This window comes from Cryobacterium sp. N21, from assembly GCF_002929575.1.
Classification (GTDB): Bacteria; Actinomycetota; Actinomycetes; order Actinomycetales; family Microbacteriaceae; genus Cryobacterium; species Cryobacterium flavum.
The window spans coordinates 452,403-477,289 of sequence record NZ_PJJQ01000036.1 but is presented as its reverse complement, the minus strand read 5'-3'; the positions used below and the strand labels follow the sequence as shown (position 1 = coordinate 477,289).

The window sequence follows — 24,887 nt, the reverse complement described above, 5'->3', positions numbered from 1 at the left end:
TGGCTTGGTGGGTGGCCGCCTTGGCTCGATCGGATCAGGCCCGCGGATGGGAAATCGACGAGATGAAGGGAGTCTACTCGCACAGCCCCGCCCCCGCTGGCTCTAGCATCGGCGCTGGACCCGGTACAGAATAAGCGGCAGCGAAGGGTGCACCATGTCCAGCAGAAACTATTGGAGCGACGATTCGATCAACCAGCTGCGGGTGACCCCCCGGGTTCGCCCTGGCCGGTGTAGACACCCGGGCGACGCCGGGGTTTTACGGAAGAAAGAAACACGCGGCCGGGGCGGCCAAGCAAGCCGCCGGCATCCTGTCGCAACTGCAAGAGAAACTCTTTGCCAACAGCAAATCCGGCGATAATCGCAAGGTTCTGCTCGTGCTACAAGCCATGGACACGGCGGGCAAGGGTGGCATCGTGCGGCACGTGATCGGTGACCTCGATCCGCAGGGAGTCAGCCATTATGCGTTCAAAGCCCCGACCAAAGCGGAACTGACGCACGACTTTCTGTGGCGTATTCGCAAGCGCGTTCCAGCGGCAGGAATGATTGGCGTGTTCGACCGCTCCCACTATGAAGACGTGCTCATCGCGAGGGTTCACGAGCTCGCGCCTCCGGTCGAGATCAAAAAACGCTACAACCAGATCAACGCGTTCGAGCAGGAACTCGTTGACGACGACACCACCGTGATCAAGGTCATGCTGCAGATCAGCTCCACCGAGCAAAAGTCACGCCTCGGCGAGCGCCTCGACCGACCAGACAAATACTGGAATTACCACACGGTCGACGTCGACGAGCGGATGCACTGGTCGGCGTATCAGGAGGCTTTCCAGATTGCCTTGGAGCGCACGTCAACGGCGGCGGCACCTTGGTATGTCGTGCCAGCCGACCGCAAATGGTACGCCCGCCTCGTCGTGCAACACCTGCTCACCGAAGCGCTGAAGAGCATGGTTCTCACCTGGCCGACGGCCGACTTCGACGTGGAAGCCGAGAAGGTGCGCCTCTCCACCACCTGACCCAGTGGTGCCGGTGTTGGGGTCACATCGAGTCCGCAGGGACCGAAAGTGTCACGCCTGGGCCCTGTCTCAGCCACCAAGTACGACTGTGAATTTTTAGCTTGTCGTTACATCGTCTTGACGAGCCTTCCGAATCGCCGCGTCCGGTGGCGCTTCTACTCGCGCCCGAAGAAGTTGCCGAGACCGGAGAGTCCCGGTATCTCAAAATTTGATCCCAGTTCGGACAGCTGATCGCCGAGCCCCGATGTGTACTCGCCAGCTCCGCTGGCGACTCCTTCGAGTCCACCCGAGACTCCATCAAGCCCTCCGGTGAGATCAGTCAGGCCACCCTCGAATCTCCCCGCGAGGGACTCAAAATCAACGCCCAACCCGGCGGCTTGTTCCAGCAGAGGGGCGGCAACACTGCTGAGCACGGCCCCGCCGGCAACAGCTGCGAGCAACCCGCCTGCTGCACCAAGCCCGGCACCGGCGACAGCACCCATGCCCACACCAGCAATGCCGCCACGGCGACCCGACTTGGCAAACAACTTGCGGAGAAAACCGGGGTTCTTTGCTTCACCGCGCGTGGCCGACCGGGCCAGATCATCCGGGCTACTCGACGTCGGGTATTCGCCAGCCGGCAGTTCGGCGCGCAGTTGCGTATTTACTTCGTCGCGTTGCGCCGGCGTGAGCCGCGCGAACGCCTCCCGATGAACCTGTTCGAGCTGCTGTGGCTGCGCGGTATTCAGCAAGTATTCATAGCGGCCGATCACCGCACGGTCTTCAGCACTCACCGCCCGCTCGGATCTAGACACGCGCGGAGCGTTGACCGATGCCTGCGGCGCAACGTTCGCCGGGGTCCGGCTATCGCCGGTTACCTTATCGGCGGCGGTCCGCACCATTTCCCGCCAATCCGCCTTGCCGCCACCATTCGAAACGGCCTGTCCTTTCTTGTCGAGGGCCTTCGATGCCATGTTTAAAATGCGCTGGAGATTGCTCACAAAGGTCCTTCGTTTTGGATCGAAATTCCAGTGTGCGTGGGCGTCCTGAGTAAGTCCCCTAAACTCGCGGCAGACCATCGCGCAGTCGTCCACTAAAGATTGGGCCTGCGATCGTCACATTTCACATCGGAACTGGAAATTCGCGGTCATCCGGGACACCCGGGAACTACGACGCAAACCTGTCCAAGAACCTCAAGGTGCTTACCGATGCGGGCATCGTCGCGGTGGAAGGAGAGTTCACCCGAACGAAAGGATTCACGGCGGCTCACCTGGGTATTGCCCACGGTCGATGGGCGAAAAACGCTCGAGGGCCACCTGGCCGCCCTCGCTCAGATCGCCGGCAGCCAGCCCAACGCCGTCAACTGAGAATCACAGCACTCGGCGTCAGCGAGGGCGTCGCGAAGTAAATCTCTGGCGCCACCATCGGGCCTCAACGGTATCAAGGACCCGAACCATTCGAAGCTCAGGGTACCGTCCGCGACAATTCCGTGCTTTTGATAAAGGGCTTGCGCGGGGGATTCGGGTCAGCAACCCACAGGGAGATAGCCGGAAGGCGGCATAGAAGTACATATCGTACAGTTGCCACGGCTCGTCGGTGTCACTGAGCGAGGGTCCTGACATTGCGATGCCGATCGGCTTGCCATCCTGCAAAGCGGCGGCGGCAATGTTCTGTTGGTACCGCGGTTCGGTCAGGGCAGCAGTCCAAAACGGCCCACCAGAGCAGCGATCGCACGCACGCCGGTGCCACCCAAATGCAAGTCCGCGATCCGCAGTCGCTCCTCCAGGGACAAGTACCGCCCAGATACCTCTGCCACAGGAAGAGGGATCCGCCCGCCCGTTGCTTGACGCCAACGCCGTCCAGTTCGTCGATATAACCCCTCATATACTTCCGAAAGCTACACTGGAAGACGTCGAATTCACCGCCTCAATGGTCGAGTCGGGCGGTGACCGCGCCGCGGCGAGTTCGTTCAGCAGTGGCCTACTCGGGCTTGAGGATGACCTTCGTCCAACCCTTCGTGCGGTCGCCGAAGTTCTTGTAGGCGTCCACGGCTTTGCTGAGGGGGATCTCGTGGGAAACGATCCACGATGGCTTGGCCTTGCCCACGGCAATCAGGTCACGCAATTGCCGGTTGTATTTCTTCACCGGGCATTGGCCGCTGCCCATGCTTTGCCCCTTGAGCCACTGCAGGCCATAGTCAATGGCCAGCTTGCCCTGCTTGGCGTTCTCGTCGAAGCCGCCGGGATCTGCCGGCAGAAAGACGCCGACAACGCCAATGCCCCCGGTGATGCGCACGGACTGAATCAGCCGATTCAGAGTCATAGCGGGATCTTCGGTGCCCTGTGGATCGTGGGCCTGATAGCCCACGCATTCACAACCACGGTCCGCGCCGATACCCTTGGTCTGGTCCAGTACGAACTGAACCGGGTCCGTTTTTGAGTCATCAACGGCGATTGCACCGATCTGCTCGGCGAGGGCCAGCCGGTCCGGGCGTCGGTCCACAACCCAGACTTTACTCGCGCCCTTGATCGTGGCAGATAGGGCGGCCATGAGCCCGACCGGACCCGCACCGTAAATCACCACTGTGTCACCGGGGATAACGCCGGCCATTTCGGTAGCGTGGTAGCCGGTAGGGAAGATGTCCGACAGCATCACATAATCGTTTTGCTTTTCTATGGCGTCTTCACCCAGGCGCAGGCAGTTATTGTCGCCGTAGGGCACACGCAGCATTTGGGCCTGCCCGCCGGGATACGGACCCATTCCCGCGAAGCCGTAAGCGGCGCCCGCGCCGACCGGGTCCGGTTGAGTGGTCATGCAATAGTTGGTGAAACCGCGTTCGCAATTCTTGCAAAACCCGCAGGAAATATTGAACGGCAGCACGACCCGATCGCCGATCTTGACGGCGTCGACGCCGTTACCGATCTCGATGACCTCGCCCATGTTCTCGTGACCAAACGTGCGTCCCACCTCGAAATCGGTACGTCCCTCGTACATGTGCAAATCTGAACCGCAAATATTTGTCGCCGTAATGCGTACCAGAACGTCAGTGGGACGTTCGATCTTGGCATCCGGAACATCTTCAACCTTGACCGAGTTGGGCCCCTTGTAAACGCCTGCCTTCATTTCTCTTCACTCCCTGAATTTCATGACCGTGAACACGGACGGTCCGTCTTCACTTTCGGAGGTGTTCAATCGATGATTGTCCGGACAGTCTTAGACCGCGCGGAAAGTCTGCATGGCTTTGGTCTATCACGATCGCGCTTGACCCGCCACTGTGCGTTCGTACGGGGTGGCCGGCAGTGCGTTGGCCGGATCAAGAGAACCCGACTCGGCCAAAGGCGCGCATCAGGAGAAAGCAGACAGCGTCACGGAATATCGAGCTGTCGCTTGTCGCGAGGGCCGATACCCGTCCCTTCAAAGATCCACTCGGTGACGGCCTCGCCAGCGCCGTAGGCACGCAGAGCAGTGCGTTCGCGGACGCCCTCAGGAGCGACGCAGACGCGCTCCCCGGCACCTATTGGGATGGTGCTGCTGATCCGGCCCTACTCGGCCTCGCCACTGGCGGCCTTGCCTTTTCAAACGTTCGAGAGAACGCAAACAGCGTAATCTTCGACGCCCTCATCAGTTCTGGCACACGCAACCCCGGCGGCGACAGATTCGCCGACTCAGAGAATTATTTTGGGCCATCTTCGATCTACACGTGTTTCAGTGTGGTCATCAAATCTGCCTCTGAAGCGATCACCGAGTGGACCTACGTGAACGCTGATTGCGCATCGGATCTTGTCGCTACCCTGACCGATGAGGCGAAGTTCTATCCAGTGGCTGAATTCAACGGATGACAGTGGCCCGCTAGATCCGAACAACGCAGCGGAAATTGGGGGCAGGTTCACTTTCCTACCGATTGACGACCCTCATTCCTGTTCCGGAACACGACCCCTGACCGGGACTTGTGAAGGCCCTGAGTACCTGACCGGATACCCCTGCGTGCTCCTCGACGCCACGTATTGCAAGGCCCGCGTCAACCACCGCGTCATCTCCCAGGCTATGGTCGTCGCCATCGGCGTGGCCGCCGACGGGCGCCGCGAGGTTCTCGGCTTCGACGTCGGTGATAGCGAGACCGAGGCGTTCTGGACCAGCTTCCTCCGGTCGTTGAAGACCCGCGGCCTCGACGGCGTCAAACTCGTCATCTCCGACGTTCACACCGGATTGAAAAAGGCCATCGGCACCGTGTTCCAAGGCGCCAGCTGGCAACGCTGCCGCGTGCACCAAATGCGAAATATTCTCTCGATCGTGCCGCGCGCCAGCCAAGAGATGGTCGCCAGCGTCATGGTCATGGTTGGCCTGACGTTTTCTGGAACCGGTTCACCGAGTTCGCAGATGATGACCAGACCAGTCACTGACAGGCCGAAAATGTCGAACGGCAGGCGCTGAGCGCGCTCAATACCGACCGTTCCTCGTTGCTTCGGTAGGGATCGACCCTGCTCATCGGTATCCGTCGTGCTGGCAGCTTAGGTCCTCCGCTGTTCCGTTGCTACGCAGCTGGCGAGCCACCCTGTGACTCGTCAATGCGACGTTAACCTGTTCCGCTCACCCTTACCTTATGAAACATTGAGCGCGCTACCCCTGACTCTCAATCTGCTCCCCAATCTGCGTTGATCAAGGTTCGGCGAATTCCAGCAGTCGTCTTAACGAAGGGATGAATTCGTCGAACCTGGAGTGGGACTTGAGGAGAGACCACTGACCACGATCGAGGCCACCTCTTCGGGCCCAAATACCTTTTCGAGATGCGAACCCACGCGGGGCTATTCCGGATGGCCTTAGCTGGGTCTTGTCCGCCGCAATTCTTCGCGTGGGGTTTCGGCCACCTCGTCCTCCCACTCGTCCATGTCGGTCGCACGCGTCAGCGGCTGCGGATAGCCCATGCGATGACTGCGATGACCAGGAGGACGGCGCCTACCCAGAGCAGGAACTGCAAGGCCTGAATGAAACCAACGACCAGCAGCAGCTAATGGCGACGATGACGAAAATTTTCATGTAATGCTCCTTTAGCGTGGTGAGAAACAGCGACGCTACGTGGGTCTGGGGCAACGATGCGAAAGTCACAATGTCCTGGCATCAGGGCATCGCAACTAGTCATCCGTCGCCGGACTTTCGAGGCGGGAGAGGAGGGCTGCGAGCGCCCGGGCGATATCCATCGCGATGGATATCGCGGCGCCCATCGACGTCGCCGGAGTGGAGTCCTTTCTGTCGTCAAGCTCGGCCATGAGGGACGCAAGCGCATCCGCGGCGGCGGAGTGCGCCGTCAGATCCGTATTTCCCGAATCCCAATCACGCAGCGCCGCAGCCATCGCGTCAAGGGCCAGGCTCACCGACGGGCGCAAGTCCTCTCTCAGTTCCACCTTGATCGGGGTGCCCCACACTGCCCCGGCCAATACCTCCGTGAGATCCCTCACGTGAAAGGCGATGGTTTCGAGCGCGGCCAGGTCCTCGTAGTCGGCGCTCAGGTTTCGGTGGCGGTGGATTCGAGCCCGCGGATTGACTTTGCGGCTTTCGTCGGCCTGCTGCAGCGCAGTTCGCAGCCCGCTGGAAAGGTTGATGAGCGAGTCTTTGCGCGACGCCCAGCCGTCCCGCTCCGGTGGCCAGTGCTCGGCGAGGGCTTCGGCGACCTCGGATAGGTGATCGGCCAGCGCTGAGCGATAGTTCGAGAGCTTCTGGCCCACGCCATTGAGGTTTAGCGCGGGAAAGACCAACATGTTGACCAGGAGCCCGATGACGATGCCGAGGCTGATTTGCACGATGTAGCCAATGGAGTAGGAGTCCGCGTCGGGGCCGCCCACTATCAGCACGAATAAAACCGTCACCGGTATGTATTCGCGGTTGTTGCCGAACCACCCTGTCGCGGCGATCAGCGCGCCAATGCCGACGGCGACCGAAATCGTCACCACGTTCGGCTGGCTGAGAACGAGCACAGCCGCGGCGAGCACGATTCCGACTGCGAGACTGCCGAGGGTCTGCAGAGCATTCCGAACCGAACCCATGAGCGTGGGATACATGCTCACAAGGGCGCCGAGCGGTGCGTAGTAGGGGTAATTGTCGGCGACCCCGGGCAAGTGCGGAGCGATTGACCATGAAATGCCGACGGCTACTGCGGCTTTGCCGGCCTGCAACATGCGCGACCTGGTTATCTGCGATTTCAGCTGCCACGCCGTGTGTGTAACTGATGCCAGCGTGGTGCCTGTCATTATAGTTCCATTCAATCACGGTGCCCACCGGGCGTATGTTGCTTCGTTACGGTACTGACCGAACCGGAGAATTTCCCGGCAATGCACTCCGTTCGAGTTGCCCGGTCATCGTTGTAGGTCGGTTGACAACAAATATCTGCGAATTCTCGAACCGCACCGCTCAGCTCGCCCCCAGCACGGGAGAATGAGCCCGTGACCGCACCGAAAGAAACGGCCCCGCAGCTTTCGGCATCCGTCGGAACCTCCTACGGCCCGACGATTCAGAGTGCGCACTCTGTCGCCTACATCGAGATTTTCTTCGACCTCATCTCCATCCTCGCGCTGACCCAGCTCTCCCGGCATCTCTTTGACAACCAGTCGTTGATCGGTTGCCCTTGAATCCGCCGTGCTCGAGCTCGCTTCTGGTGGATTTGGATCTACACGACCTGGGCGACCAACTGGCTCGACCCGGTGCGATTGCCCGTACGCGGCGCGATCATCGGCCTCGTGATGAGTCCGTCCATCTACGAGTCGTTCGGTGACCGGGGCGCTGGTCTTAACCGTCTCCTATGTCACCTTGCAGCTCGAACGCACCGGGTTCGTGTTGCTGGCGGTCGCCCGGCACGACAGGGCGCTGCATCACACCCACCTGCGGATATTCGTCTGGATCCCGGTCGCCGGGAACTTATGGAGTATCGGCGCCCTTCGTTCGCTCGAATGGCGACTACCGCTCTGGGGCATCGCCCTGGCCACCGAATACCTCTCCGCCAGCCTAAGTGTCCGCGCGCCCGGTCTGGGAAAATCCACCGCAGACGACTGGGACATCTCCGGCGCCCACATCGCCGAGCGGAGCGTCCTATGAGTAATCCTCGCCCTCGGGGAGTCCTTCCTCTTCACCGGTTTCGCATTCATCGACCAGGACATATGACGTGACGGCGTCCTCGGCCTGCTCGTCGCCTTCGTCACCGCCGTCACCATGAGGTGGCTGTACTTGGATCACGGCGAGCGCGTCGGGAGCAGGGCCATCGCGTCGGTATCGAAGCCCGGCTGACTCGCCCGACTCGCCTATACGTATGTGTACGCGATCATCATCGCGGGGATTGTGCTGAGCTCCGCAGCCGACAAGAAAAGGGTGAAGCATAGGAACCGCACTCGCGAGAGCAGTCCAGCCCACCCGCGCGTCCATCTGGCTTTGTCGAGCCCCGGGTTTGGTGAAGGCTCGGTTAGACCCGTCCATGCCGGTCCAATCCGCGAGACGATCGCAAGTATCAGGAAAAGCTACGACCTCCTCGACGTCATGCAGCCCTCAGACAACGAAGAGCGTCAGTGGATCATTCACGCCGAAACCGTTCCGGAGCTCCGCCACGCCCCGAAACGGCTACTCGATCCGCAGTCTCAAGTGAAGACACTCACGCCACCTGGACCAACCAACAGTCCCACGACGATGAGCACAATACCCCAGAGAATCTGGCGTCGAAATAGCGCGACAATGCCTGCAATAACAAGGACTACCGCAATGATCCAGAGAATTGTTGCCATGGTGCTGCTCCATTTCATTCAGCGCCGACGGGCCGTACGCCCACAGCGGTTTTCGATCTGTTAAAGCGAACGTACCCCCGCTCGATCTCTGACCACTGTGTTTTTCCAGAATGTCGTGGAGGTGAGACTCTGTCATCATCTGTTCGCGGCCATGCGAAACGACCAAGAGAACCCAGGCACGGTCACGTCCCGCTGAGTGGTGGAGTTTCTTAACATCGTGCGGGACGTGACCTAACGGCTAGCGCTTGGTGGCGTCGTCACGTCCCAGAGTCTCGTCAGCAGGTTGATCTGGCAGTAACCCGAGGACGCGCGCCCGGCGGTAGAAGGTCGCTCCGGACATTCTAAGATCGAGCGCGACCTGCGCCGCTGTCTCTCCACCGTTTATGAGCCGGTGGGCGTTTCGGATTTCACTGTCGGTAATGAGTCTCGGTCGCCCGCCCAGATTTTTTCCGGCGGCGCGGCGCTTGATGATCGAGTCGACTACGCGCTCTCGCTTGATTTCGTGATCCATTTGACCGGGCGCCGCCATGATCGTGAACAGCATGGACCCCATCGGTGTCGCGGTGTCGCGGTGTCGACGTCGTCGCCGCCCAGGTTGAGCACCCTCAGGCCGGCACCGCGGGCGCGGAGCTCTTCGGCGAAAGCGAGCATGTTCTGCGTCGATCGCCCGAGCCGGTCCAGAGCCGTGATGACGAGAGTGTCGCCCGCCTCGAGGGCGTCAAGCGCGCGATCGAAGCAGGGCCGCGATGTGCGAGCTCCTGAGATCTCATGGTCGACGTAGACGTCATCACGCCGGACGCCAGCGGCGAGGATATCGACTTGCTGTCGGTCGGTGGATTGCTGACGCGTCGAGACGCGCGCGTAGCCGATCAGTTGGCCCTGCCCCCCATTGAGTGGACACCTCACAAGAGAGAATGTTCACATGGGAAAGACACGCAGGGAGTTCGCTCCTGGGTACAAAGACGAGGCCGTAAAGCTCGTGATCAACACCGGCAGGGCGATAGCGACCGTGGCCCGCGAACTCGGCATCAACGAGGCATCGCCGGGCCGGTGGGTCAGCGCATTCAAGGCCCGTAACGACACCGCTGGTTTGATTCGCCTTGACAAATTCAGCGAACATGATTGGCTCGTAGTACGTGACAATTTCCGGCACAGAGTTCGACCGTGAAAGGAGGTGGCTCGTGAGCCACCACGCCGTGATCAACCCCGCCACAGGTGAGACTATCAAGACGTACCCCCAGATTTCGAGTGATGAACTCGAGCAGGTCATCGCAACGGCGGATGAGGCTCACTACGGCTGGTCTCGGAACTCTTCCGTCGACGAGCGAGCCGCACTCCTGCGGAAGGTCGGTGAATTGCATGAGGAACGCCGCGATCAACTGGCGGCCGTAATCGTGCGCGAGATGGGCAAGCCCGTCGATCAAGCGCTCGGCGAGGTCGACTATGCCGCCAACATTTACCGGTACTACGCCGACAACGCGCAGGAATTTCTGAAGGACGAACCAATCACCCTGCTCGGCGGAGAGGGTTCCGCGTTCATGCGCTCCAGTTCTGTGGGTGTGCTCATTGGCGTCATGCCGTGGAATTTCCCGTATTACCAGGTTGCGCGCTTCGCTGCACCGAACCTCATGACGGGCAACACGATCATCCTCAAGCATGCGTCGCAGTGCCCGGAGTCGGCCGCGGCGATTGAGCAAATCTTTCACGACGCAGGCTTCCCGGTCGGCGCCTATACCAATGTGTACGCGGACAGCGAGCAGGTCGCCACGATCATCGCCGACCCGCGGGTACAGGGCGTCTCCCTCACCGGTTCGGAGGGCGCCGGCGCGGCCGTTGCCGAGGTCGCCGGTCGCCACCTCAAGAAGGTCGTGCTGGAGCTGGGCGGGTCAGACCCGTTCATTTTGCTGAGCACCGACGACATGGCCGCCGCAGTGGATGCCGCCGTCGCCGGTCGCCTCCGCAATGGCGGACAGGCCTGCGACGCCGCCAAACGATTCATCGTGATCGATGGACTTTACGATGAGTTCACGGAGAAGTTCACCGCCGCTATCCTGGCGTGCTCTCCCAGCGATCCGACCGTCCCCGGGGCAGACTACGGACCCATTTCGTCCCTCGCCGCGGCGGAGCATCTCGAGGAGCAGGTCGAGCGCGCAGTCGCGCAGGGAGCGACCCTGGCGACCACGGGCAAACGGTCTGGCACCTTCTACCCATCGGCTGTGCTCACCGACGTCACGCGAGACAACGACACCTACCACGAGGAGTTCTTCGGCCCCGTAGCGTTCGTCTACCGGGCAGCCTCAGAAAATGAAGCTGTCGCCCTCGCAAACGACACTCCCTTTGGGCTGGGCTCCTATCTGTTCACGACCGATCCCGAGCAGGCCCTTCGGGTCGCCGACCGCATCGAAGCTGGCATGGTCTTCGTCAACCTCGTCGATGCCGGCAGCGCAGAGCTACCGTTCGGCGGAGTGAAAAGAAGCGGCTTCGGGCGCGAACTCGGACGCTTCGGTGCCAGCGAGTTCGTGAACAAGAAACTCATTCGCATCGGCTGACACATAGACGAAATCCTCAGCCGACGCGGTAAAGACCGTTCAGTTGCCGATCGTGCCGTGTGCCGACCCAAACGCGACCCTTCAGCTAGTGAGTCCGTACAATGCTGCCGTCTTCGTACTCGAAGAGAATCTCTCCACCTTCTGGGCCAAACTGCATATCTAGGCAACATTGATGCGTGAGCCGCGCGAGATGGTGTCTGCTGTGTTCTGTGGTGCTAGATGCTGCGGTGGTCGCGGACCGCGAGTTCCAGGGATTCGAGGCCTGGTGCGAGGGCGGCATCCACGGCCATCGGGTCGGTGATGTTGAGTTGTTGCATCTCGCGACGACCTTCTGGTGCCGTGTTGATTTCGTGCTCGCCGGCCTCGAGGGCAGTTATCAGGTCGGTGATGACGTCGTCGAGTGGTCGGCGTCCCCAACCGAGTTCGGCGCCGGCGGTCTGCGAGGTCATCATCGCGGTGTCGGTAGCGCCGGGGTACACGGTCGCAACATGTACGCCCGTTCCGGTCAACTCGCGGCGGAGTGACTCGCCGAACTGTGAAATACCCGATTTCGTTGCCGCACAGACCGAATAGAACGGCATCCCCACGAGCGCAATTCCGCTGGAAATGTTCAAAATGATGCTCCCGCTCTCCGTCGCGCTCTGTCGAAGCGCGGGAAGCAAGGTCTTGGTCAACAGAATCGGGGCGGTGAGGTTCAGATCGATCATCGAGTGGACGTCCGCATTGCTGGTCAATTCGAGCCGGCCCGCCCACACATTCCCGGCGTTATTGACGAGGAGGTCGACGGTGCTCCACGAAGCGACTGCGTGTGCGATTCGTTCAACAGCGCCGCTCTGAGTGAGGTCCTCGACGAGGATCTCGGTGGTTCCGCCTTCGGCGGCAACGAGACGTGCGGTTTCGGTCAATGTAGCGAGCTGGCGCCCAACTAAAAGGAGATGTCCTCCTCGTCGTCCGAATTCGAGCGCAAGTGCCCGACCAATGCCCTGCCCGGCGCCCGTGATGATTCCGCGTCGGTTGTTGAGATTCAGACTGTTCAGGTACATCAGGCACGGTCGAAAGCGGTGGATTTCACGGCCGCCGACATGGCCGCCTGGAATCACGGATGGCAACCACTCCGTAAGGAACGGGTATCGGCACGCGGCGCTGAAGTTCCGGATCCTGGCAGGCGGCGGTGATGACATTGACATCAGCCAGTGTCGGCGCCTGCAAAATCAGCCGATCGGTACTGAGTTTGAACTTGTCCATTTTCCACACTATCGGTTGACCATGCCGCCGATTTAGGAACCCGTTTGCGGTCTGTTCGACATCGCAGTACCTGAGGCGTCAGGCGCTGATGTCATCCCACTCGAGCGGGGTCGTCGTTCCCGACTCCCAATCCCGTCGCAAAATTGCGTAGCCGAAGGAGGCCATGGGGACGCGACCCGCAACCGGCCACCCGTCGCGGTAGCAAGCTTCCTGAATAAAGCCGGCACGTATGAAGGTCCTTCGCATCGCGATGTTGTCGGAGCGGGTGTTTCCCTCGAATCGATTGACCTCGGGCATCGACGAGAAGACGTGAGTCGTCAGCGCGTTGAGGACCGGCGACCCGAGGCTGCGCCGGCGATATTTGGCTGCCAGACGCAGATCGAACAGCGGCGCTCCGTCGGTCAGGTCATCGAGAACCGCGTATCCGACGCGGCCCAGCGTGTCGACGTTGATCCAGAAACCGGCGTGGTCCGGCCCCTCGAAGCGTCCCCCAGAAATTCGATCCTCGACCTCGCCAATAGTCAGTCTGCCGCCGCCGTGGAACGGAAAATCGTTTCCTGTCAGGAAGCGAATCAGCTCATCCCGGTCCCCCGGCAGATTCATGGGGACCAGGTCAATTTCCATGGAACGAGCCTATCGGCTAGACATCAGGCGGCAGACGAAGCTCCTACGCACAGCGAGCGGTGCCTCGGAACAACGCCTTTAAGGCTTACTCACGATCTACTGAAGCAGCTTCTCGAAAACGATATTGACCGGGGTGAACCCCTCTGCCTCGAAGAATCCATGAGCGTGCGTGTTGAATTGCCAAGAATCAAGGCGGAGCGTCGTAACGGCCAATTCGCCAGCGAGTTTCACGGCAGCGTGCATGAGCTGTCGACCTACACCGGAGGATTGTTGCTCCAACTCGACAGCGATGTGGTGGATGTACAGGATTGAGGAAGCCACCTTGAACGGGTTGGCAGCACGAGTGGCGTGTTCGGCGAGGAGATAGCCGACCGCGACATGGGCATCCGTTTCTGCGAGGAGGATATGACTGCCATCTGAAAAGCGGGCGCGAAAGAAATCGTGCAATGCGTCGCCGGATGGTTCGACGAACAAGTCCGGTCGGCCAGCCGCATGCATCTTCTGAATACCGAGCTCCAGCAGTACCAAGGCGACCAAGTCATGCCCCGTTGCGGGCCGAACGGTCGTTGGCGCTCCGGAGCGGTTCATGGCTACAACGATAGGCGGAGAACGTGATCCAGGCCGGTGAACAGTGCCGCACGGGCAGCTTCCAAAGCGCGCGCCGCAAATTGCAGGGAGGCGCGGCCAGCAATCTGAACGAGGTTTGCGGCCAACCCACCTGAAGCGACGGGTGGTCGTATGCGTGCGGCCCATCCGGGAGGGATTTCCGGCCAGATGGGGGCAAGCGATAGGCGCCGCACGCGGTGACGCCCACTACAGTTTCCATTCCAGACTTGCCATTACGCCAGCGTATCGAAGCCGCTGACCCGGACCCGCCCATAGGCTTCAGAGCATGATCGAGCCTGACGACACGAGCGCTGCCCGCGCGGCATACGACACCGTTGCGGTGGACTACGACGAACTGCTCCGAGACGAGCTGGCGGGCAAGCCCCATGATCGCGCCCAGCTCGCGGCCTTTGCTGAACTCGTCCAGGCCGACGGAAACGGGTCTGTTGCCGACATCGGGTGTGGCCCCGGTCGGATAACGGCGCATCTTCACGATCTCGGTCTTCAGGTGTTTGGGATTGACCTCTCGCCGGAAATGATCGCGGTCGCGCGACAGGCTCACCCCTCGCTTCAGTTCTTAGAGGGAACGATGGAAGCGCTCGATCTCGCCGACGACACTCTAGGCGGCATTGTTGCGTGGTACTCAATCATTCACACGCCGCCAGAACGACTGCCTCTGGTGTTCGCCGAATTTGCTCGCGTACTCGTCGCCGGCGGGTACCTGCTGCTCGCGTTCCAAGCCGGCGACGAGCCACGGCACCTAGCGCACGCTTATGGCCACGACATCGATCTCATGGCGTATCGGTTGCCGCCTGATCGCATCGTCGACCTGTTGGCCGCGGCGGGACTGGCCGTGCAGAGTCAGCTCGTACGCGCACCGGACCAATCGGAGAAAACTCCCCAAGCCTTCCTCCTGGCACGCAAACGTTAATTTATAACGTTCTTAGGCCGCTGAGTCAGTACGCGCAGGAAATATCGGAGGTCGTCGATGAGGAGTTCTGGCTCTTCGAGGGCGGCGAAGCGGCCGCCGCGGTCTTCGATGTCGGTCCAGCGCACGATTGTGTAGGCTTAAATCTATTCTGAGCGATGCCGACATCGTGAGCGAATTGGATCGCAGCTGTCGGGACTCCGGAGTTCGCTGGCGCGGCACCCCAAGAGTTCTGGGCGTAGCCGACGTACGCGGACGAGCCCCCACTACCGGTGAACCAGTACAGCGAGGCGTTTGCCAGGATCCACTCGCGTCCGAGGATCTCATCGGGCAGCTTCTCGACCGGCCAGGTCCAAGCCCGGAATTTGTCGAACATCCAGGCCAACTGCGCAACTGGTGAGTCGGTTAGGGCTATGCCGAGGAGACCGGGCCGGGTTGATTGGATGGCGATGTAGCCGCACTCGTCGTTCATGAACGTGCCGACGCGCTTCAGCCAGTCCTGGTCAAGCTGGCTCATCGCATTCCGCGCCGTGTTGACGATCTGGCCCGGGAAGCTAATGCTTCGCTGACGTGAACGCCGATCACCCGGTCGGGTGCAACGCGGACGATTTCTGGGGAGATGGTGGCGCCGAGGTCACCGCCATGGACCGCGAAGTTCTCGTAGCCGGCGCAAGAAGAAGTAGCTGCGGGCCGTGGCGGCCAGAATGCATTCAAACATGGTGCGGCCTTTGAGACGTTCGGCAACAAGAACCTGAAAGGACTGAACGTCGTGCCATCGCAACGAGAGACAGCGCGTAATAGAGGTTGTCTACCAAGACTGTAGAACCGGATGCCCGCAGGCAAAAGAGCCGCGCAGACCATTTCAGAGCAGTTGCTCCCGCTGGCCCCGTAGCTGTTGTCGCGGGGTTGGTCGTGACGCCAAGGGCACCAGCTCGTCGATCCGGTCGAGGATCTCCGACGCAGCACCATATCGGCCGCGGGCAGCTGCGGCGACGGCCCCCAATGCCGCGTGCTCCTAGGATGGGGGCATGAAGACGGTTGCGGTGTACAGCACCAAGGGCGGGGTCGGCAAAACAACGGCAGCCGTCAATCTGGCCTGGGAGGCGTCTCGGGAGTGCCGGGTACTGCTCTGGGATCTCGACCCGCAGGGTGCCTCAACCTATGTGCTCAATGTAAAGCCGAGGGTCAAGGGCGGCGTGAACTCCCTCATTCGAGGGAAGACCGAGATGGATGCCGCGATCCGATCTACCGTCTACGAAAATCTCGCCGTACTGCCAGCAGACGAAACTTACCGAGATTTGGATCTGGTCCTGGACGCGGCGAAGAAGTCCACGCACCGTATTGCCAAGGCGCTTGAATCGGTCGCAAGAGAATATGACGTCGTGATCCTGGACTGCCCGCCCGGGGAATCCCGTGTCGCCGAGAACGCGCTGCACGCCGCCGACCTCGTCGTTTTGCCCCTCGTTCCGTCGCCGCTCTCGCTTCGGTCACTGGCCCAAGTCAACGAGATCATCGCGGATTCCGACAGTCCCCCCAAGGTCTTTGCATTCCTGTCGATGGTGGACCGCCGCAAACTTTCGCACCGCGCTGCTGCCGAGACTCTGCCGCGTGAATATCCGCAGGTGATCGACCTCGTGGTCCCCGCGACCGTTGTGATCGAGCGGATGGGTTCAGAGCGCGCCCCGGTCGGATCGTACGCTCCCGACACCGAGGCGGCCCGCGTGTTCGCGGAACTTTGGGAGTATGTTCGCACCTCGTCCAAGGTCAAACGGGCAGCACCGTCAAAATTGCGTGCGCGCTAACATCACAGCCAAGCGCGCATCGAGATGCTCTCGTGCAGCGCCGAATGTATGAATCGCCGTGCACATCGCCGTGTAATCAGCATTGTGGAGAAACGGCGGACTGCCGCGACCTAGGGGAGGTGCGGAGATGGCCCAGACTGAGAAGAACAAAACAACGTCCGTTTCGACCAACAGCATGCAGAAGCAAGCCAAGAAGGCCTTAGTACGCGCCGAGAAATCGGTGCAGGCCGCCCGCGAAGCCGTCGCCCACGCCAGCGCGAAGTTGCGCAAAGAGGCGCAGGCCTTGTCGAAGCAGACGCAGAAGTTAGCGACGAAACAGGAAAAAGCAGCAGGCAAGATTGCCGCCGCCACAGAAACAGCCCGGGAACAGGCCTCGACCATAAAAAAATCGAACCGTCCGGCCCTGCCGACACCAGCGCCGGTCCGTCCCACAAAAGTTGCGGCGCAGACTCTGACCGAGCAACGCGGACATCCGCGGGGCTTCAGCGGGACGAACGGTTCCTGTCATCGAGAACAGGACCATATCCTCGGCGATCAAGGTAATCCGCGGGTGAACTGCACCCGATGAATCGCTGAGGATTTCTTAGCCGCGAACCGCGGTCGCTCACCCTGACATTACGCCACGTGCGGGGCTGTGTATGGCGCTGGGCGTCGTTCGGCGCGCAGCTGGGACCGCGCTGCGTGTTCCACGAGCACGGGAATGAAGTCCCGGATGGGCTTATCGTCGAGCGAGGCGTGGCACGCCGACACGACGGATTTGACCCGACCTGTCGGAAGATCGGCGTACCTGACCTCGAGCCGACGCACCACATCGTCGACCGCATTCTTCTCCTGCTTTGAGTCCATATCTCATTGTGACCGTCTTTCCGTGTCGATTCGAACCAGATCCATCCCCTAAAAGGGGTGAAGAACCTCAATGGCGTTGAATAGCCTGCGGCCCCAGGGGGTGCAATCTACTCCAAGGGTGATCGCCCTACGGCTCCACCGATAGCCAGGCTATGGTCTGGCTCGTACCGACCGCGCGCAGCTCGAGTATTCTCGACCTGACGAGGACTTCTTCGGTCTAGAGGCCTCCGTTCTCTCGAAATAGCAGGACTGACTTCGGCCTGTTTCGAGGCAATAAACGTTGAATAAACGTGCGTGCGTCAAATCTCACCGCGAACGGCCATCGCGACCCGGCGAATTTCCGAGATCAAGCACGGCCGAAATTCTAAAAGACCGCCCGAATGTCGTCAAGAGTGCACGTTGACTCTTAGAAAACCTCCGCGTTACTATATTCATTGCTGACGATTTTCAATCGCGTTAACAGCTTGCACCGCATCGGCGCGAATGGCGTCGGGATGCCCGACTTCGAGAAAGCCTGGGTCGCAGCCCACAACACTCCTGGCTGCGCCGGCACGTTCCTGTGTGAATATTCGGCCTTCACGCTGTTGGTCATTGACGAGTAGCGGCTGGACTGGCCAGTGGAATCGAAACGCGACACGCTGCTGGGTCGACGGGCTTCTGCACTCAGTATCAGCAGAAGGGCTGACACCAGCGCCTCGGCCCCGGAGTTCATACAGGCGCGATCATGGCCCGGATCATCCACAACACGGTCTGCGTGGTAACCCGCCCTCTCCTCTTGAGCCGCCTTGAAATAGACCCAGCCGCACCCAGCGGCCCTGTGGCCCTGTGGCCCTGTGGCCCTGTGGCCCGAAAATATGCACCCGCGCCGCCGCCCAGACCGGGGAGAGCCATGGTTCTTTTCCCCTAGGACCAACGTTCATCGCGACCACGACGACGGCGAAAGCTGCGACGACCGTTGCAGTACCCAGCGAGCGACAACACCATCAGACGTGAGTCCGCTCAAGCGCTCCGGGGGGCTGCCCGCAAGGGCGCGCGCACGGGGGTCGCCCACAAACCGGCCAGTCGTACCGCTCGAAGGGCGGTGAAAAGTTCGGCCGCCTGCACGGGTTTGGCTACGGAACGCCCGGTCATCTCGGTTATCCGCCCCAGTCGGTGAAGTACCGTATTTCGGTGGCAATGAAGTTGCTTGCCGCACTCGGCGGTCGAACCGTCGGTGGTGAACCAGCATTCAAGCGTGTCCAGAAGCACGCGGGCATCGTCTGGATCAAGGTCAGCCAGCCCGCCGAGAACGCCATCGCGGAGTTCGGCAGCGTATGCGGGTTGAGACACGAGAATGGTATCGATCGGGGCCGCGCCGTAGAGATGCACTCCCACCGCGGCGGGGGCGATGCAACGCATGGCCAAAAGCGCTTGTCGCACCGCGACAGGCGCGCGCTCGAGGGCTTGTATCGGCAGGCTCACCCCGATTCGTGAACTGACGGTTCCGACCAGTGCGTGCGCGGCGGCGGAAGGGTGCGCACCCGCCACACTTCCGAGCAGGCCCAGATACTCACCTTTCCACGGAGCCCAGGCGGAGCTGACCCCCATCCCCCGCAGTCGGTCGGTTATGGCGGGAATTGGGTCATCGTCTGAGTGCCGCATCTCAACGGCAAGAACGACGAATGTTGCCTCCTTGGGAAGGCCAAGAGCACGAACCGCTCGACCGGCATCCCCCGAGAACTCGCCTTCCAGAATCGCGAGCAGCACGACGTTCTTGCTCTGCTGGTCTTTGCGTTCCCGTTCGTCGACGACCTCTCGGTACGTCTCCGCGGCGGCGTTCGAGTACCGGTCGATAATGCCCCATACTCCGGATGACGCGGTGAGCAGCGCTGTAGCGTGTTCGGGCGTCGTCGCCTTCGCCATCAACGCGTCCCACAGGTGCAGACCGGCAAGCCGGTATGCGTGCAGGAGACTCGCCATGGGGATGCCGTGCTCCGCTTTCACGCGGCCGGCATGGCGGGGTGCGGCGAGCGAGTCGTTGATGCCGAGGAGGCACTGCAGGATCGCCTCGAGGTTGTCATGCACGATACCTTCGAGCACACCGGCGCCGAGCACGCTCTCGGCGTAGTCGTGCTCGCCGTTGATGATCTGGGCAACGATGCTGTCTGATAACTCGCCGACCGAGTCGATCATGCCCGAGAAGAGCTCGCGAGCGCCGTCCACCATGACATCCTGGGTCGGCATGCTCAGCGGCGCTTCATTGCGTTCCATTTGCACAGTGTAATCCGGTGACTCTTGCGTTTGGTTGTGCGGCCGCACAATGCACAGTTCCGAAATCGCGGCGGCGGCCCATCGCTATCGCTGACGGTGGAGCCGAGACTAGCCTGACACCGCAACCCGGAATCCGGGTCGCCGTCAGGCAACAATCAAAGGAGATTGATGACTACCACCGATCCGATGTCGAGGACACAGCCCATTCGGGCCCTCGACCAGCAGCAGCGCGACCAACTCGACGCCGCCATCATCGAACTGGCCTCGGGTGCCAAGCGCTGGGCCAGCACCCCACTTTCCGAACGAGCCGCATTACTGGGAGCTGTGCACGCAGCCATGACGGGGGCCGCTCAGGAATGGGCGGAGACTGCCGCTGCGATCAAGGGACTAGACCCGTCATCACAGCTCGTCGGGGAAGAGTGGATCTCCGGCCCGTATGCCAGCCTTTCAGGCGCCGGTACCCTCGCTCAGTCCATCGCAGCCCTCGCTGCGGGGAGGAGCCCCCTTGCCAGCAGCCGCTTCGGAACGGCTCCCGGCGGTCGCGTCATCGTCCCGGTACTTCCGACCAACGGGTACGAGTGGTTGCTGCTGCACGGATTCAGCGCTGAGATCTGGATGGCTCCTGGCCGCTCTCCCGAGGAGGTACGGGCCAGCGCTGGCCTCGGTGAGCTCACGCCGACAACGTCGGGCGGAGTGGGACTCGTGCTCGGCGCCGGCAATATCACGTCGATTCCGCCGCTCGACGTGCTGTACGAGATCGTCGCGAACAACCGGTCGGTGCTGCTCAAACTCAACCCGGTCATGGCTGGAATGAAATCCGTTTTCAATAAGGCTCTCGCCCCCCTGATCAAAATCGGAGTGCTTCGTATCGTGCAGGGCGCCGGCGACGTCGGTGCGTATCTCACGCAGCACGATGGCATCGCGCACGTGCACATCACCGGGAGTGCGGCAACACACGATGCCATCGTCTGGGGAACGGGCGCGGATGCCGCGAGCCGCAAAGCAACGGGCACCCCGTTACTAGGCAAACCGATCACCAGCGAACTCGGCGGAGTATCGCCCATCATTGTGCTTCCGAGCGCATGGACGAAGCATGACCTGCGCTATCAGGCCGAGCATGTCGTTACTCAGCGCCTGCACAACGGCGGATACAACTGCATTGCCGGCCAAGTGGTTGTCGTCAGCAGCAACTGGCCCCAGAAGGAAGCGTTCCTCGCCGAACTCCGACGGGCACTGGCGGCAGCACCTCAACGCCCCGCCTGGTACCCCGGCAGCGATGGGCGCATGAGAGCCGCATCGGCCGCGTATCCGACCGCCGAGCGGATGGGCCAAGACGGCTGCCGCCTGCTGATCGATGTCACAGCCGAAGACGACGCATCGAACGTGATCACCACGGAATATTTCTCCCCGGTGCTGGGCGTTGTCGAAGTGCCGGGCACGGGGCAAGCCTTCCTCGACGCCGCCGTCACGCTGGCCAATGACGAGTTCGTCGGCACCCTCGGTGCGAATCTCATTGTCGAGCCCAAGGTCATCCGGCAGCTCGGAACCGGGTTCCTCGAGTCCATTGCACGCCTGCGCTACGGCACGATCGCCATCAATGCGTGGACCGGCCTCGGCTTCCTCACAGCAACCGCGTCGTGGGGCGCCTTCCCCGGTGCCACCATCGACAACGTGCAGAGTGGCATTGGAACCGTGCACAACGCGCTGCTCATCGATCGGCCCGAGCGCACGATCGTTCGCGGCCCGTTCCGGCCGTTTCCGCGATCGTTCGCACACGGAGAATTCACTCTGTTCCCGAAGCCGCCGTGGTTCGTGCAGGCGCGTTCCGCCGCGACGACCGGACGTCGTCTCGCGGGTTTCGCGGCCAAGCCGTCATGGCTGAAGATGCCCGCCATCTTCCTGGCGGCATTCCGGGCCTGACCCTCCGGTCATCCCGCACGCTCCCCCATACTCATCCCCAGCCAGAAGGCGAGCCGCCGTGTTCACCAGTCCCTTTCCCGACGTCGAAATCCCCAATCTCAGCGTCTTTGACCATCTCTTCGGTTCACTCGAAGTCGCATCCGCGAACCACATTGCCCTCGTCGACGGGGCGACCCGTGAGACCACCACGTACGGCGAGTTGGTGCGCCAGATCGAAGCAGTTGCGGGGGCACTCGCCGCTCGTGGCATCGGTGTGGGTAGCGTCGTGGCGCTGCACTCCCCGAACCGACCCGCTTTCGCCGTGGCGTTCCATGGCATTCTGCGAGCTGGCGCCACGGCGACGACCGTCAACGCACTGTCGACGGCCGGTGAGATGGCCACGCAGCTGGCCGACTCCAAAGCGGTAGCCATCATCGCAGCGGATATGCTGTTCGCCGTCTCTGCGGAAGCCGGCGATCTCGCCGGTGTGGCAGCAGACAACATCATCAGTATCGGGGAGGTCAGCGGGAGCACGAGTCTGGCCGAGCTGATCGCCGAGGCGCATCCCGCGCCCGAGGTACATTTCGATCCGGCAACGCACCTGGCCGTGCTGCCATACAGTTCGGGCACGACGGGCAAGGCCAAGGGCGTCATGCTCACCCACCGCAATCTCGTGGCCAATGTTGCGCAGTCGGCACCCATCATCGGCGTGAGCGCCGATGATCGCGTTCTGGCTGTGCTGCCGTTCTTCCACATCTACGGCATGACGGTGTTGCTCAACATCTCTCTGGCACAACGAAGCACCCTCGTGACCATGGCACGATTCGATCTGACTGATTTCCTCAGTCTCATCCAGTCCGAGCGCATCACCTACGTCTTCATCGCTCCTCCCATCGCGGTGGCGCTTGCGAAGCATCCGCTGGTGAGCGAATTTGACCTGTCGAGCCTGCGCACGGTGTTCTCGGGGGCGGCGCCCCTGGACGGCATCGTCGGCGGCGCTGTTGCCGAGCGGCTGAACTGCGAGGTTCTCCAAGGTTATGGAATGACCGAGATGAGCCCGGTATCGCATGCTTCACCCCGAGGTCGAACCGATATTCCCCTGAACTCGGTCGGTCTGACGGTGCCAAACGTGCAGTGCCGTATCGTTGACCCGCTCACCGGAGACGACATCGAGATCCCGGCCGTGGGCGTGAGTGAGCCCGGCGAATTGCTGTGCCGCGGCCCGAACATCATGGTGGGCTACCTCGGAAACGATGAAGCAACCCGGGCGACCATCGACGCCGACGGTTTTCTGCAAACCGGCGATATCGCAACGGTGAGCTCCGAGGGGTACGTGACTGTCGTTGACCGACTCAAAGAGCTCATCAAATACAAGGGATATCAGGTCGCGCCCGCAGAGCTTGAGTCGTTGTTGCTGGGGCATCCCCAAATCGCCGACGCCGCAGTCATCGGTGTGATCGACGCGGATGGTGAAGAGGTGCCGAAAGCATTCCTGAGACTGCAACCGGAGGCCACGCTCACCGGGGAGGACATCATGATCTGGGTCGCCGATCGGGTAGCCCCGCATAAGAAGGTTCGACAGGTGGAAATGATCGACTTCATCCCGAAGTCGGCGTCAGGCAAGATCCTGCGCAAGGATCTGCGGTCAAAAGGAGCGCTCGTATGAGTACCAACACTGAAGAATTCGACTACATCGTCGTCGGTGCCGGATCGGCCGGAGCAGCTGTCGCAGCTCGACTCACCGAAGACGCGAGCATCTCCGTTCTGCTGCTCGAAGCCGGTGGTGTCGACGATAAGCAGGAAATCGTCATCCCGGCCGCGTTCCCGAAGCTGTTCAAGTCCGATGCCGACTGGAACTACCAGACCGAGCCGCAGGCCGAGCTAACGGGGAGGTCGATCTACTGGCCACGTGGCAAGGTGCTCGGCGGCTCATCCTCCCTGAACGCCATGATGTGGGTGCGCGGATTCGCTGCCGACTATGACAACTGGGCAAGGCTCGCCGGGGACGGCTGGTCGTACGAGGCGCTCCTGCCGTATTTCCGCAAGGCGGAGGCAGTGGAGGGCAACAGCGATCCCGACCAGGGCACGGACGGCGCGAATTCGATCTCGCACCAACGCAGCCCTCGATCGCATACCGCAACCTTTCTTGAGGCTGCCGCCGAGGTCGGAATGCCCCTCGTCGCGCCGAACTCGGCAAACCCGGAAGGGGTCAGTCAAACGATGGTGAGCCAGCGTGGCGGCATGCGGCACAACACGTCGGCCGCCTACCTTGCGCCGGCAGCCGAGCGCTCCAACCTGCTCGTTCGTACCGGGGCACACGCCACTCGCGTGCTGTTCGACGGAACCCGGGCTGTCGGTGTCGAGTACCTCAGCGAGGGCACCCCGACCTCGGTCTTCGCGCGCCGCGAGATCGTGCTGAGCGGCGGAGCGGTGAACACACCGCAGTTGCTCATGCTGTCGGGCATCGGCGATGCGACGCACCTCCGCTCCCTCGGAATCACCGTGCTCGTCGATGCTCCCGAGGTCGGATTGAACATGCGCGACCACCTGTTCGCGGCGCTGGCAGTCGAGACCGACGATGACACCCTCTTCGGTGCCGAGACCGAGGAGCAGCTCAACGACTTCGTCTCGCAGCAGCGCGGCATGCTCACCTCCAACGTTGCGGAGGCGTACGGTTTCGTCAAGACCGACCCATCGCTCGCCTTCCCCGACATCGAGGTGCTCTTCGCCGCCGTGCCGTATATCGGTGAGGGGCTTGTGGCCGCGCCGCGGCACGGCGTCAGTGTCGGCGCTATTCTGCTGCGGCCCAAGAGCCTCGGAACCGTGCGACTCGCCTCCGCCGATCCGCTCGCGAAACCGCTGATCGATCCGAATTACCTGGGCGATCCGAACGGAGAAGATCGTGACACCTTGCTCGCGGGCCTCGGCGTGTGCGAGCGCATTCTTGCCGCCACGGCGTTCGCTCCAACGCGGACTGACGGCAAGTTCATCCAACCCGCCGGGTCGGATGCTCAGACCGCGGCCGAGCGTGATGCCACGGTGATCAATGAGTTCTCGCAGACGCTCTACCACCCGACGAGCACCGCTCGCATGGGATCGGATGCTGGATCGGTGGTCGACCCGGAGTTGCGTGTGCGCGGCGTGCAGGGACTTCGCATCGCCGACGCGTCTATCATTCCGGAGATCATCCGGGGGCACACGAATGCTCCATCCATCATCATCGGAGAGAAGGCGGCCGATCTTCTGCGCGCATCGGTGCCGACCAGAGTGGAAGCGGCTTCAGTTCATTGAGGTGAGTCCGGCGGCGAGGATCGCGCGGCAGCGCGCATCCACCCGGCGCAGGATCACGGTCGCGGCGAGAGTCTCCCTCGCGACCGGCGGTGGCGCGA

At 61.7% G+C, this 24,887-nt stretch carries 25 protein-coding genes and 3 pseudogenes; 15 read left to right on the top strand and 13 right to left on the bottom strand.

Going from position 1 to position 24,887, the window contains the following annotated elements:
* The first annotated feature begins 154 nt into the window (after positions 1–154).
* A pseudogene (locus CXY77_RS18880) lies at positions 155–1,010 on the top strand (PPK2 family polyphosphate kinase).
* Between the two features lie 155 nt (positions 1,011–1,165).
* Here CXY77_RS18880 and CXY77_RS18875 read toward each other — a convergent pair.
* Positions 1,166–1,990 carry a hypothetical protein gene (locus tag CXY77_RS18875; protein WP_104130723.1) on the bottom strand — a complete coding sequence of 275 codons (825 nt, stop codon included), beginning with the start codon at positions 1,988–1,990 and terminating at the stop codon, positions 1,166–1,168.
* A gap of 207 nt (positions 1,991–2,197) precedes the next feature.
* Here CXY77_RS18875 and CXY77_RS20255 point away from each other — a divergent pair, with 207 nt between their 5' ends.
* On the top strand, positions 2,198–2,356 hold the full coding sequence (locus CXY77_RS20255) for a hypothetical protein (RefSeq protein WP_158252890.1): 159 nt from the start codon (positions 2,198–2,200) through the stop codon (positions 2,354–2,356).
* A gap of 323 nt (positions 2,357–2,679) precedes the next feature.
* On the opposite strand, the gene CXY77_RS18870 is transcribed toward CXY77_RS20255, so the two are convergent.
* Together CXY77_RS18870 and CXY77_RS18865 are read right to left on the bottom strand one after the other, a co-directional pair.
* Positions 2,680–2,805, bottom strand: a complete 126-nt coding sequence (locus CXY77_RS18870) for a helix-turn-helix domain-containing protein (RefSeq protein WP_158252889.1) — start codon at positions 2,803–2,805, stop codon at positions 2,680–2,682.
* A gap of 164 nt (positions 2,806–2,969) precedes the next feature.
* Positions 2,970–4,112 (bottom strand): glutathione-independent formaldehyde dehydrogenase, encoded by a 1,143-nt coding sequence (locus CXY77_RS18865; protein WP_104130722.1) that lies wholly within the window; start codon positions 4,110–4,112, stop codon positions 2,970–2,972.
* 176 nt (positions 4,113–4,288) lie between these two features.
* Between CXY77_RS18865 and CXY77_RS18860 the strand changes: the two genes are divergently transcribed.
* Both CXY77_RS18860 and CXY77_RS18855 read left to right on the top strand, forming a co-directional pair.
* Positions 4,289–4,828, top strand: a complete 540-nt coding sequence (locus tag CXY77_RS18860) for a hypothetical protein (protein ID WP_104130721.1) — start codon at positions 4,289–4,291, stop codon at positions 4,826–4,828.
* Between the two features lie 136 nt (positions 4,829–4,964).
* Positions 4,965–5,318, top strand: a pseudogene (locus CXY77_RS18855) (transposase); the annotation flags it as partial.
* An 800-nt stretch (positions 5,319–6,118) separates the two neighbouring features.
* Here the strand turns inward: CXY77_RS18855 and CXY77_RS18850 are convergent.
* A complete protein-coding gene (locus CXY77_RS18850; protein ID WP_104130720.1) occupies positions 6,119–7,231 on the bottom strand; it encodes an aromatic acid exporter family protein in 1,113 nt (370 codons plus the stop codon).
* 192 nt (positions 7,232–7,423) lie between these two features.
* Here CXY77_RS18850 and CXY77_RS18845 point away from each other — a divergent pair, with 192 nt between their 5' ends.
* Positions 7,424–7,609: a hypothetical protein gene (locus CXY77_RS18845; protein ID WP_092342139.1), complete on the top strand. Its 186-nt coding sequence runs from the start codon at positions 7,424–7,426 to the stop codon at positions 7,607–7,609.
* A 139-nt stretch (positions 7,610–7,748) separates the two neighbouring features.
* Positions 7,749–8,072 (top strand): low temperature requirement protein A, encoded by a 324-nt coding sequence (locus CXY77_RS18840; protein WP_104090210.1) that lies wholly within the window; start codon positions 7,749–7,751, stop codon positions 8,070–8,072.
* Between the two features lie 533 nt (positions 8,073–8,605).
* On the opposite strand, the gene CXY77_RS20390 is transcribed toward CXY77_RS18840, so the two are convergent.
* Positions 8,606–8,749 carry a GPGG-motif small membrane protein gene (locus tag CXY77_RS20390; protein WP_166789862.1) on the bottom strand — a complete coding sequence of 48 codons (144 nt, stop codon included), beginning with the start codon at positions 8,747–8,749 and terminating at the stop codon, positions 8,606–8,608.
* 238 nt (positions 8,750–8,987) lie between these two features.
* Positions 8,988–9,655: pseudogene (locus tag CXY77_RS18830) on the bottom strand (recombinase family protein).
* Positions 9,656–9,671: 16 nt separating this feature from the next.
* On the opposite strand from CXY77_RS18830, the gene CXY77_RS18825 reads away from it, so the two are divergent.
* Positions 9,672–9,917 carry a transposase gene (locus tag CXY77_RS18825; RefSeq protein WP_104130719.1) on the top strand — a complete coding sequence of 82 codons (246 nt, stop codon included), beginning with the start codon at positions 9,672–9,674 and terminating at the stop codon, positions 9,915–9,917.
* Between the two features lie 13 nt (positions 9,918–9,930).
* Positions 9,931–11,298: an NAD-dependent succinate-semialdehyde dehydrogenase gene (locus tag CXY77_RS18820; protein ID WP_092342149.1), complete on the top strand. Its 1,368-nt coding sequence runs from the start codon at positions 9,931–9,933 to the stop codon at positions 11,296–11,298.
* Positions 11,299–11,513: 215 nt separating this feature from the next.
* Here CXY77_RS18820 and CXY77_RS18815 read toward each other — a convergent pair whose 3' ends face one another.
* The 4 genes from CXY77_RS18815 to CXY77_RS18805 form a co-directional block, all read right to left on the bottom strand.
* The gene (locus tag CXY77_RS18815) at positions 11,514–12,341 is read right to left on the bottom strand and encodes an SDR family oxidoreductase (RefSeq protein ID WP_199181953.1); all 828 of its coding nucleotides are present in this window, start codon (positions 12,339–12,341) and stop codon (positions 11,514–11,516) included.
* Positions 12,342–12,366: 25 nt separating this feature from the next.
* Entirely contained in the window at positions 12,367–12,543 is a 177-nt protein-coding gene (locus CXY77_RS20250; RefSeq protein ID WP_158252888.1) for a hypothetical protein, read from the bottom strand.
* Positions 12,544–12,621: 78 nt separating this feature from the next.
* A complete protein-coding gene (locus CXY77_RS18810; protein WP_104130718.1) occupies positions 12,622–13,167 on the bottom strand; it encodes a GNAT family N-acetyltransferase in 546 nt (181 codons plus the stop codon).
* Positions 13,168–13,263: 96 nt separating this feature from the next.
* Positions 13,264–13,755, bottom strand: a complete 492-nt coding sequence (locus CXY77_RS18805; protein ID WP_158252887.1) for a GNAT family N-acetyltransferase — start codon at positions 13,753–13,755, stop codon at positions 13,264–13,266.
* A 304-nt stretch (positions 13,756–14,059) separates the two neighbouring features.
* Here CXY77_RS18805 and CXY77_RS18800 point away from each other — a divergent pair, with 304 nt between their 5' ends.
* Positions 14,060–14,704: a class I SAM-dependent methyltransferase gene (locus CXY77_RS18800; RefSeq protein WP_092342155.1), complete on the top strand. Its 645-nt coding sequence runs from the start codon at positions 14,060–14,062 to the stop codon at positions 14,702–14,704.
* Between the two features lie 25 nt (positions 14,705–14,729).
* Here CXY77_RS18800 and CXY77_RS18795 read toward each other — a convergent pair whose 3' ends face one another.
* Positions 14,730–15,218 carry a hypothetical protein gene (locus CXY77_RS18795; RefSeq protein ID WP_092342157.1) on the bottom strand — a complete coding sequence of 163 codons (489 nt, stop codon included), beginning with the start codon at positions 15,216–15,218 and terminating at the stop codon, positions 14,730–14,732.
* 511 nt (positions 15,219–15,729) lie between these two features.
* On the opposite strand from CXY77_RS18795, the gene CXY77_RS18790 reads away from it, so the two are divergent.
* Both CXY77_RS18790 and CXY77_RS18785 read left to right on the top strand, forming a co-directional pair.
* Positions 15,730–16,503: a ParA family protein gene (locus CXY77_RS18790; RefSeq protein ID WP_092342159.1), complete on the top strand. Its 774-nt coding sequence runs from the start codon at positions 15,730–15,732 to the stop codon at positions 16,501–16,503.
* A 127-nt stretch (positions 16,504–16,630) separates the two neighbouring features.
* Entirely contained in the window at positions 16,631–17,071 is a 441-nt protein-coding gene (locus tag CXY77_RS18785; protein WP_104130717.1) for a hypothetical protein, read from the top strand.
* A 47-nt stretch (positions 17,072–17,118) separates the two neighbouring features.
* On the opposite strand, the gene CXY77_RS18780 is transcribed toward CXY77_RS18785, so the two are convergent.
* On the bottom strand, positions 17,119–17,349 hold the full coding sequence (locus CXY77_RS18780; protein ID WP_092342163.1) for a three-helix bundle dimerization domain-containing protein: 231 nt from the start codon (positions 17,347–17,349) through the stop codon (positions 17,119–17,121).
* A gap of 434 nt (positions 17,350–17,783) precedes the next feature.
* On the opposite strand from CXY77_RS18780, the gene CXY77_RS20385 reads away from it, so the two are divergent.
* A complete protein-coding gene (locus tag CXY77_RS20385) occupies positions 17,784–17,951 on the top strand; it encodes a hypothetical protein (RefSeq protein ID WP_174775002.1) in 168 nt (55 codons plus the stop codon).
* 397 nt (positions 17,952–18,348) lie between these two features.
* Here the strand turns inward: CXY77_RS20385 and CXY77_RS18770 are convergent, their stop codons facing one another.
* Positions 18,349–19,599, bottom strand: a complete 1,251-nt coding sequence (locus CXY77_RS18770) for a CdaR family transcriptional regulator (RefSeq protein ID WP_092342165.1) — start codon at positions 19,597–19,599, stop codon at positions 18,349–18,351.
* Between the two features lie 168 nt (positions 19,600–19,767).
* On the opposite strand from CXY77_RS18770, the gene CXY77_RS18765 reads away from it, so the two are divergent.
* The 3 genes from CXY77_RS18765 to CXY77_RS18755 are packed head-to-tail and all read left to right on the top strand — an operon-like array spanning position 19,768 to position 24,789.
* Positions 19,768–21,519 (top strand): aldehyde dehydrogenase family protein, encoded by a 1,752-nt coding sequence (locus CXY77_RS18765; protein WP_199181952.1) that lies wholly within the window; start codon positions 19,768–19,770, stop codon positions 21,517–21,519.
* Positions 21,520–21,577: 58 nt separating this feature from the next.
* Positions 21,578–23,164 carry an AMP-binding protein gene (locus CXY77_RS18760; RefSeq protein WP_104130716.1) on the top strand — a complete coding sequence of 529 codons (1,587 nt, stop codon included), beginning with the start codon at positions 21,578–21,580 and terminating at the stop codon, positions 23,162–23,164.
* On the top strand, positions 23,161–24,789 hold the full coding sequence (locus CXY77_RS18755) for a GMC family oxidoreductase (protein WP_104130715.1): 1,629 nt from the start codon (positions 23,161–23,163) through the stop codon (positions 24,787–24,789). Before CXY77_RS18760 ends, CXY77_RS18755 begins: the two co-directional genes overlap by 4 nt.
* Positions 24,790–24,887 lie beyond the last annotated feature (98 nt).

Coding starts and splice junctions, on each gene's coding strand:
- CXY77_RS18770 (WP_092342165.1), bottom strand. CDS start 19,599: ATGGAACGCAATGAAGCGCCGCTGAGCATGCCGACCCAGGATGTCATG.
- CXY77_RS18825 (WP_104130719.1), top strand. CDS start 9,672: ATGGGAAAGACACGCAGGGAGTTCGCTCCTGGGTACAAAGACGAGGCC.
- CXY77_RS18805 (WP_158252887.1), bottom strand. CDS start 13,755: ATGAACCGCTCCGGAGCGCCAACGACCGTTCGGCCCGCAACGGGGCAT.
- CXY77_RS18865 (WP_104130722.1), bottom strand. CDS start 4,112: ATGAAGGCAGGCGTTTACAAGGGGCCCAACTCGGTCAAGGTTGAAGAT.
- CXY77_RS20255 (WP_158252890.1), top strand. CDS start 2,198: ATGCGGGCATCGTCGCGGTGGAAGGAGAGTTCACCCGAACGAAAGGAT.
- CXY77_RS18785 (WP_104130717.1), top strand. CDS start 16,631: ATGGCCCAGACTGAGAAGAACAAAACAACGTCCGTTTCGACCAACAGC.
- CXY77_RS18795 (WP_092342157.1), bottom strand. CDS start 15,218: ATGAGCCAGCTTGACCAGGACTGGCTGAAGCGCGTCGGCACGTTCATG.
- CXY77_RS18765 (WP_199181952.1), top strand. CDS start 19,768: ATGACTACCACCGATCCGATGTCGAGGACACAGCCCATTCGGGCCCTC.
- CXY77_RS18800 (WP_092342155.1), top strand. CDS start 14,060: ATGATCGAGCCTGACGACACGAGCGCTGCCCGCGCGGCATACGACACC.
- CXY77_RS18815 (WP_199181953.1), bottom strand. CDS start 12,341: ATGTACCTGAACAGTCTGAATCTCAACAACCGACGCGGAATCATCACG.
- CXY77_RS20390 (WP_166789862.1), bottom strand. CDS start 8,749: ATGGCAACAATTCTCTGGATCATTGCGGTAGTCCTTGTTATTGCAGGC.
- CXY77_RS18755 (WP_104130715.1), top strand. CDS start 23,161: ATGAGTACCAACACTGAAGAATTCGACTACATCGTCGTCGGTGCCGGA.
- CXY77_RS20250 (WP_158252888.1), bottom strand. CDS start 12,543: ATGGACAAGTTCAAACTCAGTACCGATCGGCTGATTTTGCAGGCGCCG.
- CXY77_RS18810 (WP_104130718.1), bottom strand. CDS start 13,167: ATGGAAATTGACCTGGTCCCCATGAATCTGCCGGGGGACCGGGATGAG.
- CXY77_RS18780 (WP_092342163.1), bottom strand. CDS start 17,349: ATGGACTCAAAGCAGGAGAAGAATGCGGTCGACGATGTGGTGCGTCGG.
- CXY77_RS18790 (WP_092342159.1), top strand. CDS start 15,730: ATGAAGACGGTTGCGGTGTACAGCACCAAGGGCGGGGTCGGCAAAACA.
- CXY77_RS18850 (WP_104130720.1), bottom strand. CDS start 7,231: ATGACAGGCACCACGCTGGCATCAGTTACACACACGGCGTGGCAGCTG.